This window comes from Microvirga calopogonii (assembly GCF_003347665.1).
Taxonomy (GTDB): domain Bacteria; phylum Pseudomonadota; class Alphaproteobacteria; order Rhizobiales; family Beijerinckiaceae; genus Microvirga; species Microvirga calopogonii.
The window spans coordinates 59692-73678 of record NZ_QDGA01000001.1; the positions used below are offsets into that span (position 1 = coordinate 59692).

At 63.2% G+C, this 13987-nt stretch carries 13 protein-coding genes; 4 read left to right on the forward strand and 9 right to left on the reverse strand.

From position 1 onward, the window contains the following. Nucleotides 1–24 precede the first annotated feature (24 nt). Both DDF70_RS38985 and DDF70_RS00250 read right to left on the reverse strand, forming a co-directional pair. Nucleotides 25–363 carry a DUF2934 domain-containing protein gene (locus tag DDF70_RS38985; protein WP_114942863.1) on the reverse strand — a complete coding sequence of 113 codons (339 nt, stop codon included), beginning with the start codon at nucleotides 361–363 and terminating at the stop codon, nucleotides 25–27. Nucleotides 364–574: 211 nt separating this feature from the next. After that, complete coding sequence (locus DDF70_RS00250; protein ID WP_114942864.1) at nucleotides 575–1180, reverse strand: DedA family protein; 606 nt, start codon at nucleotides 1178–1180, stop codon at nucleotides 575–577. A gap of 142 nt (nucleotides 1181–1322) precedes the next feature. Between DDF70_RS00250 and DDF70_RS00255 the strand changes: the two genes are divergently transcribed. After that, nucleotides 1323–2834, forward strand: coding sequence for a phospholipase D-like domain-containing protein (locus DDF70_RS00255; RefSeq protein ID WP_114942865.1), 1512 nt, complete (start codon nucleotides 1323–1325; stop codon nucleotides 2832–2834). Between the two features lie 3 nt (nucleotides 2835–2837). Here DDF70_RS00255 and DDF70_RS00260 read toward each other — a convergent pair whose 3' ends face one another. The 3 genes from DDF70_RS00260 to DDF70_RS00270 form a co-directional block, all read right to left on the reverse strand. Further along, nucleotides 2838–3779: a lysylphosphatidylglycerol synthase domain-containing protein gene (locus DDF70_RS00260; RefSeq protein ID WP_114942866.1), complete on the reverse strand. Its 942-nt coding sequence runs from the start codon at nucleotides 3777–3779 to the stop codon at nucleotides 2838–2840. Between the two features lie 102 nt (nucleotides 3780–3881). Beyond that, nucleotides 3882–4655: an endonuclease/exonuclease/phosphatase family protein gene (locus tag DDF70_RS00265; protein ID WP_114942867.1), complete on the reverse strand. Its 774-nt coding sequence runs from the start codon at nucleotides 4653–4655 to the stop codon at nucleotides 3882–3884. A gap of 146 nt (nucleotides 4656–4801) precedes the next feature. Next, nucleotides 4802–5740 carry an O-antigen ligase family protein gene (locus DDF70_RS00270; RefSeq protein ID WP_162820162.1) on the reverse strand — a complete coding sequence of 313 codons (939 nt, stop codon included), beginning with the start codon at nucleotides 5738–5740 and terminating at the stop codon, nucleotides 4802–4804. Nucleotides 5741–6671: 931 nt separating this feature from the next. Between DDF70_RS00270 and serA the strand changes: the two genes are divergently transcribed. The 3 genes from serA (at nucleotide 6672) to DDF70_RS00285 (ending at nucleotide 9411) form a co-directional block, all read left to right on the forward strand. Beyond that, a complete protein-coding gene (serA, locus tag DDF70_RS00275; RefSeq protein WP_114942869.1) occupies nucleotides 6672–7919 on the forward strand; it encodes a phosphoglycerate dehydrogenase in 1248 nt (415 codons plus the stop codon). Nucleotides 7920–8298: 379 nt separating this feature from the next. Then, a complete protein-coding gene (locus DDF70_RS36300; protein WP_162820163.1) occupies nucleotides 8299–8604 on the forward strand; it encodes a hypothetical protein in 306 nt (101 codons plus the stop codon). 204 nt (nucleotides 8605–8808) lie between these two features. After that, nucleotides 8809–9411, forward strand: a complete 603-nt coding sequence (locus DDF70_RS00285; protein WP_114942871.1) for a hypothetical protein — start codon at nucleotides 8809–8811, stop codon at nucleotides 9409–9411. A 15-nt stretch (nucleotides 9412–9426) separates the two neighbouring features. Here DDF70_RS00285 and DDF70_RS00290 read toward each other — a convergent pair whose 3' ends face one another. From DDF70_RS00290 to DDF70_RS00305, 4 genes are read right to left on the reverse strand one after another with little or no spacing between them, the layout of a single operon-like run. Continuing rightward, nucleotides 9427–10386, reverse strand: a complete 960-nt coding sequence (locus DDF70_RS00290) for a Rossmann-fold NAD(P)-binding domain-containing protein (RefSeq protein ID WP_114942872.1) — start codon at nucleotides 10384–10386, stop codon at nucleotides 9427–9429. A gap of 11 nt (nucleotides 10387–10397) precedes the next feature. After that, complete coding sequence (locus DDF70_RS00295; protein WP_114942873.1) at nucleotides 10398–11360, reverse strand: pyridoxal-phosphate dependent enzyme; 963 nt, start codon at nucleotides 11358–11360, stop codon at nucleotides 10398–10400. Continuing rightward, the gene (locus DDF70_RS00300) at nucleotides 11357–12742 is read right to left on the reverse strand and encodes a M20/M25/M40 family metallo-hydrolase (protein ID WP_114942874.1); all 1386 of its coding nucleotides are present in this window, start codon (nucleotides 12740–12742) and stop codon (nucleotides 11357–11359) included. Before DDF70_RS00300 ends, DDF70_RS00295 begins: the two co-directional genes overlap by 4 nt. A 10-nt stretch (nucleotides 12743–12752) precedes the next feature. Continuing rightward, nucleotides 12753–13865, reverse strand: a complete 1113-nt coding sequence (locus DDF70_RS00305) for an aminotransferase class I/II-fold pyridoxal phosphate-dependent enzyme (protein ID WP_162820164.1) — start codon at nucleotides 13863–13865, stop codon at nucleotides 12753–12755. Between the last annotated feature and the right edge of the window lie 122 nt (nucleotides 13866–13987).

The window sequence follows — 13987 nt, forward strand, 5'->3', positions numbered from 1 at the left end:
GGCTCGTGTCAACTCATGCGCTGTTCAAGTCACGCGCGTCGTGCGCCTGCGCTTGGGCGCAGCGACGGGCACCTCGCCTCCTTCCGCGTCGGGCGCGACAACGGGAGCGGCCGCGGGAGCGCGCTTCTTTCGGGTCTTCGGTGCTGGCGGGCTGGTGAGCTCTTCATCGGCCGTCATGCTCGTCATGCCCAACGGAGCCGGGTCGATGATCGGCGCCTTCGTGCCCTCGACCTCGTCGCTCTCGCCGAGAACTTCTCGCTCCGCCTGATACCAAAATTCGTCCGCTTGGCCGTGAATGCTGCCGTGCCGCATCCAGAGCTCATATGCCCTTTCACGGATTCTTTCTTCGAGTTGCTTGTCCATGATTGCCCTTCATCCTGATGCCGTGCCTTGCCCAGATGCCGCGCCGAGCGGACTGTTTTCACCCACAAGCCACAAGGTTACGCGTTCATGGGATATGAACTGTGTAAATTATTAGGCAGTTCCCGCGAATAGCAACGGCTGCCCGCTGAATCAGCGACAAATGTTTGCCCGAACTTGATGCGCATTCGGGTGACGTTTTCAGCGCAGCCGATCAGGAGGACTCGGGCGCCTTGAAGCGGATGACCCTGTACAGGTACCAGAGCGCCAGTCCGGCGAAGACGATGTTCGAAACCGGATTGAGCCATTCCGAAACGCGCTCGTACTGGCTTTGAAGCAGGTATCCGGCGCTCGCCAGCAGAAGGGTCCAGAGAGCGGTCCCGATGGAACTCCAGAAGAGGAAGATCCGGATCGGAACGTCATAGACGCCGGCCGGCACGGAGATGATGGACCGGATGGCAGGGACCAGCCGCCCCAGGAAAAGGGCCACCGCCTGATGGCGCGCGAAGAAGGCTCCGGCCTGATCGATCTCCTCGGGATGGAGCGTAAGCCAGCGCCCGTGCCGTCCGGCGAACCGCTTCAAGCGTCTCAGGCCGAGCCAGCGGCCGATCAAAAACCAGAAATAGGCACCGGCGAGCGAGCCGACCGTTCCAGAGGCAACCACGCCTGCAAAGCTGAGCGTGTCCTTCGCGGCGGAGAAGCCCGCCAGCGGCATGATCACCTCGGACGGGATCGGCGGGAAAAGATTCTCCAGCAGCATGAGAAGGGCAATGCCGAGATACCCGGCTCTGTCGATGAGGCTGACGATCCAGTCGAACACGTGGCTTCACTACATTTGCGGGGGTTGAACGACGTCCGTCCCGCGTGGTGACCGTGGTCGGACCCGAAAGCAACGCACGATCCCGTGTCTGGCTCCACCCGGAACCTTGGCTTCAGTCCCGAGTTGGCAAGATATTCCGTTCATGATCGTGGCTGACGTGCAACTTTTGAAGCAAGCGACAAGCAGGCAGGCGCTCGACAGGGTTCCGGCGGCGGTGACGCGGACGACGGGTCCGATCCTGCGTCCGGGGCAGAATTGCTGGCGCGTGGCCCAGGCCGATCGGGCGAGCGTGCTGATCGACGGCGCCGCCTATTTTGCGAATCTCGAAGCCGCTCTGCGGAACGCCCGCCGCTCGATCCTCATCGTCGGGTGGGATTTCGACGGCAGCATCCGCCTGCGTCCCGACGTCGGCATCGAGGAATCGCAACCGCTGGGTCCCCTGCTCCGCTCGCTCCTCGAGGAGCGACCCGACCTCGAGGTCAGAATTCTCGTGTGGAGCGTCGCGGTCGTTCATGCGCCGGGCGCGCCGGGTCCGCTGATCTTCGGCGCCGACTGGCAGAACCATCCGCGCCTGCAGCTCAAGCTCGACACCCATCACCCGCTCTATGCCGCCCATCACCAGAAGATCGTCTGCATCGACGACAGCCTGGCCTTCATCGGCGGCATGGACCTGACCGTCGAGCGCTGGGACACCTGCCGCCATGCCTGCGACGATCCGATCCGGTTGAAGGACGACGGGACCATCTACGAGCCCGTTCACGATCTCCAAATGGTCGTTGACGGCGAAGCCGCGCACGCCATTGCCGAAGTGGCCTATGGGCGCTGGAAGCTCGGTACCGGTGAAGAGCTCGTCCCGGCCCCGAACGGAACCGATCCCTGGCCTGACGGCCTCGTTCCGGATTTCCGCCATGCGCCGATCGCCATTGCGCGTACCTATCCGGCCTGGGGCGAGCAGCCCGCCGCCAACGAGGCGGCGGCGCTCACCCTGGATGCGCTCTCGGCCGCCAGGGAGACGATCTACATCGAAGCGCAATACATGACGGCGCCCTATGTGGGCGACGTGCTCGAAAGGCGTCTCGCCGATCCCGACGGTCCCGAGGTCGTCGTTGTCCAGACCCACGAATCCCATGGCTGGGCCGAGGAGCTGGTCATGGGCACCAATCGGGACCGGCTGATACGGCGCCTGCGCCAATGCGACCGCCATGGCCGCTTGAGGGTCTATTACCCGGTCATTCCCAACGGAAAAGGCGGGGAATGCCAGGTCCTGATCCATTCCAAACTCATCATCGTCGATGACGTCTTCGTCCGCATCGGGTCCTCGAACCTGAACAACCGCTCCATCGGCCTCGACAGCGAATGCGACGCCGCCATCGAAGCCACGACGGAGGAGATGCGCCGGACCATCGTGGCGCTTCGCAACCGCCTCCTCGCGGAACATCTGGACGTGTCTCCTGAAGCGTTCGACAGCGCTCTCGATGCCAATGACGGATCCGTCATCGCGGCCGTCGAGCAGCTCAACACGGGCATCCGCGGCCTTCGCGCCTTTCAGGCCATGACGGATGACGGCCCGGCTGTCCCGGCAACCGGCACGGGGCTCCTCGATCCGCTCGAACCCTTCGAGCCTCTCTCCCTGTTCAAGCGCCGCAAGGAATAGGCATCACGCCTTCGCGCCGATCCCATCGGTCACATAGGCACTGCCCTTGCGCCGGTAGACCAGTTCCGTGACCGAGAACAGGATGCTGCCCAGGACGAGCGGCACGAGGAAGTAGACGAACCGGAACACGAGAAGCGGCCCGATCAGGTCGTTCTGCGGCAGCAGATACATGACGACGCTCTCGATGACACCGAGGCCGCCGGGGACATGGCTGACGAGCGCCGTCGCGTTGGCGATCACATAGACCGATGCCACGCCCAGGTAAGCCACGTCGGCCACGGCAGCGAGCGCCTGATGAAGGCAGGCCGCCACGAAGGCGAAGTTGATGGAGCCGATCAGAACCTGCCCGATCGCGAGTCTGAGGGGAGGCATTTCGAGCGACCAGCGCCTGATGGTCAGGGGCTTCCGAAGGAAAGCCGACAGGACGAGGTACAGGGCGGGAAGCGCAAGGCAGCCGGTCCCGAGGGCGAGCACGGCCGGCCGGGTGAGCCCCGTGATCTCCATCGCCAGACCGGAGCGCAGCAGGAGGGCCGCTCCGCCCAGGACGAGGAGCCCGAGCCCCACGGTGATGCCGCAAAAGACGATCACCTTGGCGACCTCTCCGGTCTTCAGACCCCACCGGTTGTAGAAGCGGTAGCGGACCGCCCCGCTGCTGAGGGCGGCCAAGCCGATATTGTGTCCCAGCGAAAGAGCCGTGAAGGAGGCCAGAGCCGCCTTCCGATACGGCAGCGGACGCTTGACGTAATGCAGGGCCAGATAATCGAAGAAGCTCAGGCACAGGTAGCTCGCGGCGGCGAAACCCGCCGCGCCCAGGAGCCTCGGCACGGGCACGGCCGCCACGGCGGCGATCAGCTGGTCCAGGCTGTAGCGGCTGAGGGTGCGGTAGAGAAGAAAAGCCGCAAGGCCAATAGCCGTCGCAGCAATCACGTATTTCCAGTTCCGCATCCGCTCTCCTCGACCTGCTCGAGCCGTCACTGAAACGGCTCCGCTCCGTGGGGCTAAACGCGGTGGAGCGCCGTGTGATCCGTCGGACGCTTCAGGACATTGTTATTCCTGTGCATGGGCAAAGGTGGGCCGATGCTCCTTGCCTTGAGCGACCTGGAACTCGACCAGGAGCGGCAGGTGATCCGACGCGACGCGAGCAAGAGGCGTACGCACGGTCTCGACCCGCAGGACGCGCACCGAGCGGCTGACGAAGACATGGTCGATGCGCAGCATCGGCAGGCAGGAGGGGAAGGTTGCCTTGGGGCGCGGCAGCGGAAGCTGCGCCTGCGCGTCCCACAGGTGCGAGGCCAAGCGCCGGTAGGCCCTGGAGCGGGGCGTGGCGTTGAGATCGCCGACGAGAATCACCGGTTCCCGGCAGGCCTGATGCCCGAGCCATTGCGGGCCCAGCAAGGTGTCGATCTGGGCGAGGCGCTCATGCCGGCGCAGCCCCAGATGCGTGTTGATCACCTGAACCTCGGCGCCGCCGATCTGCATGCGGGCCCAGAGTGCTCCCCTCGGCTCCAGGCCGGGCTTGCGGGCCCACCCGGGAAGCGCGTCCGCCTTCACGAGCTGCGACGGCCTGTGGGTCAGGATGGCGTTGCCATATTCCTCCTCGAGCACCTTGAGGCTGGCATGGAAATGGACATGCATCCCGAGCGACTGCGCGATCGCATGGGCCTGATCGATCCCGCCCGTGCGCAGGCGCCCCACATCGAGTTCCTGAAGAGCAACCACATCCGGCTCATAGGCGGCGATCACGTCGGCGATCCGCGACGGGGAGAGCCGACCGTCCGTCCCAAGACAGCGGTGCACGTTGTAGGTCAGGATCCGCGGCACTTGCCCCCCTGTCTCAAACCTCCCCGCGCGACCGATTGCAGTCCGGGATGGTTCATCCGATCTGGTTTGAAGCCAAACTCGGATCGAAGGGCGTTGGATCCCGCCAAGCCTGACAATTCAGGCGCGGCCCCTTTGATGGCCCGCCGTCACTCCACGGGTTTCGGCAGGACCGGACGGACGGTCAGGAGCGCGGCCGCGAGGGAAACGGCCGCAATCCACCATCCCTGCCAGGCGCCATGGCTGACGAGCGCGATCGCGCCGGCCGTCATGAGTGTCATCAGACCCGCCCGGCGAATATTGGCTGGTGCACCCGACAGGCGCCTCAGCACCCACAGGACCAGTGCCGACAAAAGCAGGGCGCCGACGGTTCCCAGCTCGACCCAGACCTGCAGGAAGGCATTGTGAGGATGGCCGATCTTCAGCATCTGACGGTAAGCAGGGTTGATCTCCGCCGCGACCGGGTGGCCGCCCATATGGGGCGAGGATCCGAAGCCTGTTCCAAGGACCGGGTAATGGTGGGTGACGTCGCTGAAGGCCTGCCACAGGGCAATACGCTCCCGCGAGTGCCCCGCCTTCGTAGCCTCGATCACGCGGTCGGGCACGTTTCTCATGACGTTCCCGAAGAAGGGCTGCATCCAGATCAGTCCGAGAAGGACGACCGTCAGGAACCGCCTTACCCAGACGAAGGGGGCGTAACTCAGCGCAAAGGTCCCGGCCGCCGCCAACAGGCCGAACTTGGCGGCCTCGCTGTCCGAGATCAGGATGGTGGTCACGATCAAGAACAGCAGCGCCAGGCAGAGCGCGCGTTGCCGGCGAAAACCGACGAGGGCGAGAACCGGTGCCAGCAGGAGCAAAAGCGTCACGACCGGCCTGTTGTAAATGAAACCATCAACGCGCTGGGACAGAAGCCGCCGGACCGGAAATTTGAGCAGAAGCTCGGCCGTGATCAATCCTGCGGCAATCAGCATCGTCCATGCGAGGGCTCGAACCATCCATCGCGGTGGCGGGGCGGCACGCCAGCTGACGATCAGAATAAGGCTCGACACGGCGGGGAGCATCGCCTCGCCCCAGGAGAACAAGCCCAAGGCGGGTCCCAACGCCCAGGCGAGCGAGACCAGAGGATAGGCGATCCCGCAGAGGACGAGGATCAGGACGCCTGCTCGTACATTCCCGAGCGCTGAACGATCGAGACCGATGGTCCCGGAGGTAAGACGTGCAGCAAGTACGAATAAGGCGCTACAGGCCAAAAGCAAAGGAGAGGATCGATTGGCAACCGCCATCGCTATTGGAAGCAGAGAAACCAATCCATGACCGATATTGTCAAGGTGTGTAGCAAGTTTTTTCCGTCTATCGGAAACCATATGAGGATATTTTACTTCCATTCCGATACTATTTTGCGGATCATATGCATTCTTTTGCTTATAGATTTCCTTATTGCCCGCAAGCATGCGCCATCTCGTTTTTCGAAGTCTCAATCCTTAGCAACCAAGTTGCTGCAGAACAGCGACCTGCCGAGCAGCCGCATGAATAGACAATATGAAACAACATTCATAGGCCAGACAGGTTGGAATGCCACTCAAAAGATGGATTGTAGCGCTCTCCCTAGGCCCGACTGCCAAACTTAGGCAGCTCCTCTCAGGGACACCCTATGGTACCCGATCGATTGAGTTCGAGGCAACGTGAGATTGCCTGCCGGGAACCTAGGGCAGCAATGATTTCGGCACCGTCCGTCCTGTCAGGCTTCCCAGCAAAGGCATCGGGATGAGCCCCTGAAAAGGAACGGGAGCCGTGCGTACATCCGGCACCGGCTCCCGTCTTCTTGACCGGCTGCCGCTGCATCCGGATTGACTCATCATACCCCAGACCGGCCCGGTGAAGACGGTGCATTGGGGGTATCGGACTCCTCCGGTGGGAGTTGTCCTGCCCACCGGCACATGGGCGCGATGCGCCGAAAGGGGCTTGCGCGCCCGCTCCCGCACGGTATGCCATGCCCGCACATGGCGAATTGGAGCTGACATGTCCGAGATGTTCTCCCTGCAGAAAGACAAGATCCGCGTTCTGCTGCTCGAAGGCGTGAACGACAGTGCTGTCGAACTGATCAGGGGCGCCGGCTATACCAACCTGACCCATCTCAGGACGGCTCTCGACGAGGCCGAGCTGATCGACGCCCTGCAGGGCGTCCATCTGCTGGGCATCCGCTCCCGGACGCAACTGACGGGCAAGGTTCTGCAGGCCGCCAACCGGCTGATCGCCGTCGGCTGCTTCAGCGTCGGGACCAATCAGGTGGATCTGGAAGCCGCGCGGCACGCGGGCATTCCCGTCTTCAACGCTCCCTTCTCCAACACAAGAAGCGTTGCCGAACTCGTGATCGGCGAGATCGTCATGCTGCTGCGGCGGACGTTCCCCAAATCCACCGCGGCTCATGCGGGACAATGGGATAAATCCGCTGTCGACAGCCACGAGGTTCGCGGAAAGACCCTCGGCATCGTCGGCTACGGTAATATCGGCTCGCAGCTTTCCTACCTGGCCGAGGCCATGGGCATGCGGGTCATCTTCTTCGACCAGACCGACAAGCTCCGCCACGGCAACACCGAGCCTGCCGACAGCCTGCACGCCCTGTTAGGCCAGAGCGATGTGGTCAGCCTGCACGTTCCCGAGACACCGGCCACTCATGGCATGATCGGCAAGGCCGAGATCGCCGCAATGAAGAAGGGGGCGTATCTCATCAACAACAGCCGCGGCACCGTGGTCGATCTCGATGCTTTGGCCGAGGCGCTCCGGAGCGGCCACCTGCGTGGCGCCGCCGTCGACGTGTTCCCGGTCGAGCCAGCCTCCAACAAGGAGCCGTTCGTCACGCCGCTGCAGGGTCTGCCCAACGTTATTCTGACACCCCATATTGGCGGATCGACCGAAGAGGCTCAGGAGCGGATCGGCGCAGAGGTTGCGAAGAAGCTGGTCGAGTATTCCGATGTCGGCACGACCGTCGGAGCCGTCAACTTTCCGCAGGTCCAGCTCACCTCCCGCGCGACGGGAACACGCTACATCCATGTGCATCGGAACGTGCCCGGCATTCTCGGGCGCCTCAACAACGTCTTCTCGCAGCGCGGCCTCAACATCACGGGCCAGCATCTGCAGACGGACGGCGAGATCGGCTATGTCGTGATCGAGGCGGAAGGGTTGCCGGGTCAAAGCCGGGCAACGCTCAACGAGATCCGCGCTCTGGAAGGGACGATCCGGGCACGGCTGCTCTACGCAAACGGTTGATCCACAGAGAGCTTCCTGAAGCACTCGCGCCGAAGGCATGCTACCGTCAGGGGTGCCTTCCTCCCCGGAAGACCAGAGCGCAGGTTGGCGGAGCAGGCGTGACACCGTGATTTCCGAGGTTCGAGTTAAGTTGCGCGGTTTCCTGCGGCAGATGATGTCCAGGCTCACCCGCGCGACAGGTTTGCCCGGGATCGGCAGGGATGATTCCCCGGCCGCGCGTGGCCGACCGGCTTCCACGAAGGTCTATGCTCGCCCGGACGAACCGGATCGCTTATCATCCACGCTCGACTCCGTCAGCGCGTCGCTTCGGCTTCACGTCGCCGACGACTTCGCTCCTCCGCCCCGCTCAGACATCGAAGACTTGGGACGCTCAATCGATATGAACGCTTCCGTGGATACCCTGGCCGAACAGATGCTGACCCTGGTCGAGATCGTCTCGGCACAGGAAAGGGACATCAAGGCGCTCAAGGAGCAATGCCGCAGGCTCGAGGAACACGATCAAGCCATCGCGGTCGCCTTCTCGACCTTTTTCCACGTCCTATCGGCAGGGCGTGTCGCCAAGCTGAGCGAAATCGCCCATATCCTGAACAACATCATCAAGATCGCCGAACAGGAGGGCCGCCCGCCCGCGTCGATCAAGTTCCTGCAGGATCTCGCCGGAATGCTTCCGGACGAACAGCGCTGAGAAGCGCCAGAGGCAGGCGGGAAGCCATGGAGAATCCTCCTAACCAACCGAAGAATGTGCTCCCGAGTAACCATCTGTTAACCACGTTTCCCTCACCTTCGGGAAACTGCCAGCGCGGTGCTGCCGGGCGGTTGATCATCGGAGGAATCCCGAAGGTGCAGGTCCACTTTGGGTCCGTTGCCTTCGAGGAGAAGGAAGCTAGTGATGTCGACGGACCGGGCCGAAGCCACACTCGAAGTTGCAATCGCCAGGCATGTCGCCATGTCCTTTCAGCGGGGCGGCCGGAGCACCGATGTTACGATCGCGGCCCGAAGCCGCAACCACATCACGGACAGCTTTCCGCGCGGCGAACTCCAGTCGGATCAGGACAACCGGCCGCCGGCGCTCGTCGCTTTCTATCGCAAAGTCACCGCGGCCTTCACGCCGATACCGATCGAGCCCCATCCGCCGGAACGAGCATCGCGCCTCGACGACATCAACGGCTCAATCGAAAACCTGCGCGGTGCGCTTTCCGTCGTCTCGCAGAAGTCGAGAATGGAGCACGCCAGGTTCCAACTGCTGATCGAGCGGCAGCAACTGCTTACGAAGAATGAACTGACCGAAGGCTTCGGGCGGATCGAATCCTGGATCCTGTCCCTGTCGTTCCTCGGGCTGGTTCTCCTGAACGCCGTCAGTCTTCCCTGGGCTTTGCCGTTTCTCGGTTTCAGCATCGGCAGAGCCTGGTACCTCGACAGGATATGCAAGCGCCGCCTCACGACGGTTTCTGAGATCGACACCCTGATCGCCCGCATCGAACGGACGTCATGATCGACGCCATCTGCGTCAGGGCCGCTTCAGAACGGCCGATGCCATGGCGATGTCCTGAACGGCCAGTCCTGAGAATGTCGAGACGGTGATCTGGTCCGCAGCCTCACGCCCTTTCGCCATGCCCATGATGATCTCGCCGATCTCCACCACCATATTCATGGCGGACGCATCGGAGCCATAGGCGTGTCCCAACTCGCCGCGCGAGCGGGCCTGAATCCTGCTGTCCGTCACGACGATATCGGCCTTGCGGATGATGGCGGCATCCAGTTCCTGCTTGTCGGCGCTATCGGCCCCGATGGCGGTGATATGGGTGCCCGGATGAAGATCGCCCCATTGCAGCAGCGGCGACGGGCTTGCGGTCGCCGTGACGATCAACCGGCAGCGCGAAGCCACGTCTGACGGAGACGACACGACCTCGACAGCGAAGTCCTTCTCCTCCATTCGCCGTGCATAGGCCGATACCCGTTCGGGATTACGCCCCCAGACCACGATATTGCGGCAGGGACGGACGGATTGCAGCAACTGCACCTGCAGCTCCGCCTGGATGCCGCAGCCGAGAACGCCGAAGGCATCCACCCTCTCGGGCGCGAGATGCTTCGCGGCGACCGCACCGGCGGCGGCCGTGCGAAGATCCGTCAGCCGTCCGCGATCATTCAGCACTGCTGCCAGCTCTCCCGTGTCCTTCTTGAAAACGAGCAGCAATCCGTCGCTGCTGCTCAGTCCTCGTGCGGGATTGTTCCAGAACCCGGAGGCGATCTTGATCACATAGGTATCGCCGCCGGTCAGATATCCGTACTTGATATGCACCTCTCCCGGCGGGTCGTTGAGGAGCAATTCACCCGGTGCCGGCACCACGGCCTCGCCGCGGGAGAACGCTGCGAAGGCGCTCTCCATGAGGGCGACTGGATCGAGACCTTTCAGGCGCTCCTCGATCTGCGGAAGATCGAGAAATGTGATGGACGATGCAGTCACCATGGGGTCGAGACCTAACTATTCAGGAGAGAGAAGATCTTGTCGCGGTCGAAATTGGCGCCGCAGAGTACGACGACGTTCTTCTGTCCCTTGCAGCTTTCGGCAACCTTGAGGAATCCAGCCAGAGCGAGAGCCGCTGCACCCTCGACGATCTGGTTTTCCTTGAAGGCCAGATCCTTGAGAGCGCCGGCAATCTCGGCCTCCGTGCATGTCACGATCTCGTCGATGACGGACATGGCCAGCGGCAGGGTCATGCTGTCCTCGTCCATGCCGCCGGCAACGCCGTCGGCCAGCGTATCGAGATGCTCGGTCTCGACCACGCGGCCCGCCGCAATCGACGCCGCAAGCGCGGCCGAATTCCGAGCCGCCACGCCGAAGACCCGCGTTTGCGGACTGAAGCTCTTGAGCACGGAGCCGATGCCGCCGATCAGTCCACCGCCGCCCATGGCGATGAACACATTGTCGATGCTCTCGGCCTGCTCCAACAACTCCAGCCCTATGGTCCCCTGCCCGGCCACGATCTCGGGATCGTTGTAGGGCGAGACATAGACGAGACCGCGCGAAGCGGCCTCCTGCTGGGCATGAAGTTCCGCGAGACCGCTTTCCGCGCCATGCAGGATCACATCGACGTTGTACGAACGGATCCGCTCGAGCTTCGCCTGGGCGACGTTTTCAGGCAGCACGACGGTCAAAGCCTGGCCGATGGAACTGGCGGCCTGCGCCGATGCGATGCCGTGGTTGCCGGACGACGCGGTGATGACCGCGCTGTCGAGTCCGAGCGCCGTCATCTTGCTCGCGGCTCCCCGGATCTTGAACGAGCCCGTGAGCTGAAAATTCTCGGCCTTGAAGGAAACGGACGATCCTGTCTCATGGCCGATCCTGCGGGATGGCAGCAGGGGAGTCTCGAAGATATGCGGACGGATGCGCCGACGCGCTTGAACCGACCGCGCCGCAGACTCGAAAACGATGCTGTTCATGGCGTATCTCCTTTCATCGGAGAAGTCTCACGCGACCTGATGCCGCTCGCGCGTTCCGAAAGCCTCTGAAAGAGCGCAGCGGAGCAGGTGATCATCGCCTCGAACTGCTCGACGATGATGTTCTCGTTCGGGGAGTGGAGCATGGCCCCGTGATGGGTGATGCCGATGCCGACGATGCTTGCGCCGAGTTGCTCGACGAAGGGGTGCGACGTGCCGGAGGCGGGCGAACTCGGCTGCACGATGACAGGTTGTCCGAAATGCCGCTCCAGAAGCTCTCTCGCATCCTGAATGAACCAGTGATCCGTCGCTGAACGTACGGGTCTCACATTGGCATCGTGGACGATCAGCTCGATATCCTCGAAACCGTGCCGGTCGAGATGGGCGCGAAGAAGGCTGACGACCTGCTGCGGATCCTGGTCGGGCACGAGGCGAAAATCGATCTTGACGGAACCCTCGGACGGCAGCACCGTCTTGGCGCCCTCGCCCGCATAGCCGCCGGAGAAGCCGTTGACGTTCATGCACGGCGCGAAGTTCATCGCCTCGTAGAAATTGGCCGCGTCGATGCCGTCCAGAATCCGCTGTCCGCCCGTGGCCTGGACCAGGCTGTCGAACGAGAACGGAGGTTCGCCGGCGAGATCCCGCTCCTGCTGCGCGGGCTGCCGGATCGTGTCGTAGAATCCGTCGATCAGCACGCGGCCGCTCTTGTCACGCAAGGAAGCGATCGCGGCTGCGAGCCGCCAGAGCGGATTGTCGAACACCGCTCCCAGGCTTGAATGGAGATCGGCCCTGGCCGTCCTGCAGCGCAGCTCGACGGCCATCACGCCTTTGAAGCCGCAGAGGATGATGGGGCGGCCGCTCGAATCGATCTCTCCATATTCCCACCAGCAGATCTCGGCCTGCACGCCTGAGAACCGGGCTTTCAGGAACGCCTCGAGCGACGGACTGCCGATCTCCTCCTCGCCGTCGACGAGCCAGATGAGCCTGAAGGGCAATGGTCCGGGATGTCGCTCGCGAAACAGACGCCAGCCTTCGAGGCGGCTGACGAATTCGCCCTTGTCGTCGGCAACGCCGCGTCCATACCAGCGTCCGTCGCGCTCGCTGAGTTCGAACGGAGGACTGTGCCACAAGGAAACCGGCTCCTCGGGCTGCACATCGTAATGGTTGTACACGATGACGGTCAGAGGACCGTCGCCGGTCTCACCGACGACGAAGGGGCCGATCTCCCCGGCACAGATCTCCGCCTCGAAACCGGATTGTGCCAGCAGGTCGTGCACCGCACGGGCACACTGAGACAGACATTCTCCGCGCGCACTCACGGACGGGATCTCGACGAGGTGCCTCAGATCTTCGCGCGCTCGCAGCAGATTCTCTTGCGGCAGCATCGGTTGCGCCTTAGGCAATGCCGTGCCGGGACAGGAAAGTGTCGAGGCGGGCCAATCCTTCCACCAGATGCTCGGTCTTCACGCCGATGCCGATGCGGATGTGGTTCTCGATTCCGAACCAGCTTCCGGCAACGACGAAGACGCTCTCCTCTTCCCGCAGCCGGTTCGACAGATCCTCGGACGACATTTCGAAATCGTAGCGGAGAAAGGCCATGCCGCCGGCAGCGGGGCGCTGCCAGGACCAACGGTTCCGCTTCTCGACCCAGCGCTCGACGATGTCGGCATTCTCGCGCAACAGGGCTCGCCCCCGCGCAAGGATGCGCTCGCGGTTCTTCGCCTCCATGACGGACGCTCCGAGGATCTGGCTCAGAATCCCGCTGCCGATGGTCGTGTAATCCTGCCTCTCGGCGGCCGCCTCGATCACCTCTTCGGGTCCGACGATCCAGCCGAGACGCAAGCCCGGACATGCGAAGGATTTCGACAGGCTGCTCGTGACGATGACGCGCGGATACTCTCCATAGAAGGTTTCCGTCTCCGCTCCGTCGATCTCGCCGCCGCGATAGATTTCATCGACCAGAAGCCAGGCACCAGCGTCCTGTGCGGCGCCGAGCAGCGCCTCGCGGCTCCTGCGCGACAGGACGGCACCCGTAGGGTTGCCGGGATTGGTGATCGCAATCAGCTTCACGCCATCCGTCGCCTCCGCCAGGGCCACAGGATCGACCTGCCAGCCCTGGTCGGCCAACAGCGGAAGGCGCTGGACGTTCATGCCGAGCGCGCGCCCGAGACCGTCCACCTGCATGAAGTTGGGAACCGCGAAGAGCACCTTGTCGCCGGGATCGATCATCGCCATCAGGGTGATCATCGTCGCCTCGGAAGAGCCGTTCGTCACCAGCACGTTCGACGCGGCCGCGCCCGGGTACCAGTTGGCGATAGCGTTCCTGAGATCCGGGCGCCCGTCCGTCCAGCCATAGCCGAGCGGCTGGCGCAGAAGCGCCTGAGCCGCGTCCGCCGGCAGGATTTCTTCGATGGTGCAGGGATGCACCCCGCTCTCGGTCAGGTTGATCTCGACGCCGTTCTCGAACAGCGTCTGGCTCCGCTCCATCAGGAAGGTATCGAACTGCACCCAAATGCTCCAATCCGGAAATGGGGTCGAGGTAAGCATAGAGAACGGCCGCGCCACTGCGTTGCCGGGCGAGCGGCAGGGGCGGACCATGGCAGGCACACAGTTGAACCGTCAAGTCCAAT

Excerpts from the sequence above, each read along its gene's own strand:
- DDF70_RS38985 (WP_114942863.1), bottom strand. The coding sequence starts at position 363 with ATGGACAAGCAACTCGAAGAAAGAATCCGTGAAAGGGCATATGAGCTC.
- DDF70_RS00255 (WP_114942865.1), top strand. The coding sequence starts at position 1,323 with ATGATCGTGGCTGACGTGCAACTTTTGAAGCAAGCGACAAGCAGGCAG.
- DDF70_RS00260 (WP_114942866.1), bottom strand. The coding sequence starts at position 3,779 with ATGCGGAACTGGAAATACGTGATTGCTGCGACGGCTATTGGCCTTGCG.
- serA (WP_114942869.1), top strand. The coding sequence starts at position 6,672 with ATGTCCGAGATGTTCTCCCTGCAGAAAGACAAGATCCGCGTTCTGCTG.
- DDF70_RS36300 (WP_162820163.1), top strand. The coding sequence starts at position 8,299 with ATGAACGCTTCCGTGGATACCCTGGCCGAACAGATGCTGACCCTGGTC.
- DDF70_RS00285 (WP_114942871.1), top strand. The coding sequence starts at position 8,809 with ATGTCGACGGACCGGGCCGAAGCCACACTCGAAGTTGCAATCGCCAGG.
- DDF70_RS00290 (WP_114942872.1), bottom strand. The coding sequence starts at position 10,386 with ATGGTGACTGCATCGTCCATCACATTTCTCGATCTTCCGCAGATCGAG.
- DDF70_RS00295 (WP_114942873.1), bottom strand. The coding sequence starts at position 11,360 with ATGAACAGCATCGTTTTCGAGTCTGCGGCGCGGTCGGTTCAAGCGCGT.
- DDF70_RS00300 (WP_114942874.1), bottom strand. The coding sequence starts at position 12,742 with ATGCTGCCGCAAGAGAATCTGCTGCGAGCGCGCGAAGATCTGAGGCAC.